Here is a 2983-nt window from a genome sequence, read left to right as displayed (position 1 = left end):
ATCACGTGCAACCCGTGGAAGCCGGTGGCCAGGTAGAACACGCTGCCGTAGGCGCTGCCGGGGATGGTGGTGCCGTGACTGGCCAGGTGGTAGTACTCGTAACCCTGGCCGAGGACGAAGAACAGGCCCATCAAGAACGTGATCACATACCAGCGGCGCAGGCCGAACACGTCGCCGCGCTCGGCGGCGAACACGCCCATCTGGCAGGTGAACGACGAGGCGATCAACACCAGCGTGACCGGCACCGCCTGGTACAGGTTCAGATGCGTCGGGTGGGGCGGCCAGTTGCCGCCGGCCTGGGCGCGAGCGGTGAAATACATCGCGAACAACCCGGCAAAGAACATCAGCTCGCTGGAGAGCCAGACGATGGTGCCGACGCTGACCATGTTGGGCCGGTTCAGCGAATGCACACGTGCCGTGATCGCAGTACCCGAGGTCCCCACAGCGCTGGTCACATGCGCAAGTATGACGCTTTGTAGTTGATGATCTCCACCCGGGGGCGGCATTTATTGTCCCGGGTCTGGCTTGCAGTCGGCAGGGACGCTCGATGGCGCCCGTTATGGGACGATCGGCGCGTGGCCGTGTCGTTTCACCCGCCGGCAGCAGGTGAGCCGGGCGCTGCCTCCTGGCAGCGGGTGCTGGGGCGATTGATCGTGGGCCATGACCTCGTCCGCGGCCAGGCCGCCTGGGCCATGGAACAGATCATGACCGGCGCGGCGACTCCGGCTCAGATCGCGGCCTTCGGCGTGGCGATGAAGATGAAAGTGCCGACACCGGCGGAGGTCAGCGAGCTGGCTGACGTCATGCTGCGCCATGCGCGCGGTCTGCCGGCCACCCTCGGCACCGACGCCGTCGACGTGGTCGGCACCGGCGGCGACGGGGTCAGCACCGTCAACCTGTCGACCATGGCGGCGATAGTGGTGGCGGCCGCCGGTGTGCCGGTGGTCAAACACGGCAACCGGGCGGCATCCTCGTTGGCCGGCGGCGCCGACACCCTGGAGGCTCTTGGGGTGCGCATCGATCTGGGTCCCGACGAGGTGGCGCGCAGCGTCGCCGAAATCGGGATCGGATTTTGCTTCGCGCCGACGTTCCATCCGTCCTACCGCCACGCGTCAGCGGTGCGGCGTGAGGTCGGGGTGCCGACGGTGTTCAATCTGCTTGGGCCGCTGACCAATCCGGGCCATCCGCGGGCCGGGCTGATCGGCTGCGCGTTCGCCGACTTGGCCGAGGTGATGGCGACGGTGTTCGCGGCGCGCCGCTCCAGCGTGCTGGTGGTGCACGGTGACGATGGCCTCGACGAGTTGACCACCACCACGACGAGCACCATCTGGCGGGTGCAGGCCGGCACGGTGGACAAGTTGACGTTCGATCCCGCAGGCTTCGGTTTCGCCCGTGCCGAGCTAGAGCAGCTGTTGGGCGGCGATGCGGCGGCCAATGCGGCCGAGGCGCGCTCGGTGTTGGCTGGGGCCAAGGGTCCGGTGCGCGACGCCGTCGTGCTTAACGCCGCCGGCGCGATCGTCGCCCACGCCGGGTTATCCAGCCGCGCCGAGTGGCTGCCGGCCTGGGAGGACGGGCTGGCCCGCGCCGCCGCGGCGATCGACAGCGGCGCGGCCGAACAGCTGCTCGCGCGATGGGTGCGGTTCAGCCAAACCGCTTGAATCCCAATCGGTTACGGCCTGTTCGGCGGCCACCCGCGCCGAGCGGGCGGCCGCCGCCCACGCCGCCCACGGTCCGGCCGACCCTAGCGGCGAGCCCCAGCCCGTCGCGTCGTCAGCCTCCTGACAGCACACTATGCGCACACCCGGCGTCGTCAGCCAGCGCGCGATCAACGCGGTTTCCTCGACCAGGGCGCCGCCCAGCGGCGCCGGTCGCGGCAGCACCGCTTGTGCGCCGGCTCGGATCGCGTCGACGACCGGCATCGGCGGCACGCCGCGGCCTGCGACGCCCGCCGCGGCAAGTTGGCCATGGCGGATAACGGCGAGCTGCCAGCCGCCGCGCCCGTCGGGCGCGGCGGCCACCAGCTCGGGCAGCGTGGCCAGCGCCCGCAGGCGCTGGCCACGCCACAATGCCTCGACCGCGGCGGCGGTGTAATCCCGCAGCCGGGCCGCGCTTTCGTAGCGGCAGCGCTCGGCGAGCGCGCCGACCTGGTCGACGGCCGCGGCCAGCGGGCCGTTGTCCAGCCCGTCGATCAAGGCGGTGACGCGCTGCGCCGCCGCGGCGTACTGCTCGGCGGTGATATCGCGGCCGGCCGGGCATGGCGACACCTCATGCTGCGGGCAGGCCGGCCCGTGCAGCGCAGAACGTGCCAGCCGGCGGGTGCAGGTGCGGACCCCGGTGAACCGCGCCAGCAGCGCCGCGGTGTCGGCGGCGTCGGCGCGGGACCGAAACGGCCCGACCGCGCGGTCGTGGCGGGGCGCGCGCACCACCGACAGCCGCGGGAACGCCTCGTCGGTCAGCACTATCCACCACCAGCGGTACGGGAACCGTGAGCGACGGTTGTACGGCGGCGCGTGGGCGGCCAGCAGCCGCAGCTCACGCACACCGGCCTCGAGCGAATGCGCGCACTCGACATGGTCGACGCTGGTGGCTAGCGCAACCATCTCCTTGGTCCGCGACCGCCTGTCCGAGCCGTTGAAATACTGAATCACCCTGCGCCGCAAGTCGATTGCCGTGCCGACGTAGAGCACCTCGCCGGACGGCCCACGAAACAGGTACACGCCAGGCCGGTGGGGAAGATGCTCGGCGAGCGTTCGCTTGCTGCGCTGAGCCGGGGTGACGTCAGGCAGATACGCGCGCAGGTCGGCGTAGGTGTGCACGCCCTGGTTGCCGACCCGCTCGATCAGCGCGTGCAACACCTCGACGGTGGCGCGGGCGTCGTCGAGGGCGCGGTGCGTGGGCTGGCTGGCCACCGCGAACAGCCGCGCCAGCGAGGCAAGGCGAACGCTGGGAGCCTCCTCCCGGCTGAGCACCCGCCGCGCCAGCT

Annotated in this window: 2 protein-coding genes and 1 pseudogene; 1 reads left to right on the top strand and 2 read right to left on the bottom strand. The window is 71.1% G+C overall.

Annotated features, from left to right (window positions below):
* Window positions 1–455, bottom strand: a 455-nt coding sequence (locus VFA16_RS10575; protein WP_324967762.1) for a heme-copper oxidase subunit III, incomplete at its 3' end; no start/stop codon positions are given.
* 120 nt (window positions 456–575) lie between these two features.
* On the opposite strand from VFA16_RS10575, the gene trpD reads away from it, so the two are divergent.
* Entirely contained in the window at window positions 576–1658 is a 1083-nt protein-coding gene (gene trpD / locus VFA16_RS10570; protein ID WP_324967761.1) for an anthranilate phosphoribosyltransferase, read from the top strand.
* A 75-nt stretch (window positions 1659–1733) separates the two neighbouring features.
* Here the strand turns inward: trpD and VFA16_RS10565 are convergent.
* Window positions 1734–2969 (bottom strand): annotated as a pseudogene (locus VFA16_RS10565) (DEDD exonuclease domain-containing protein); the annotation flags it as partial.
* Window positions 2970–2983 lie beyond the last annotated feature (14 nt).

It is taken from the genome of Mycobacterium sp., assembly GCF_035653355.1.
Classification (GTDB): Bacteria; Actinomycetota; Actinomycetes; order Mycobacteriales; family Mycobacteriaceae; genus Mycobacterium.
The sequence above is the reverse complement of the archived record's forward strand: the minus strand, read 5'-3'. Positions and strand labels throughout refer to the sequence as shown.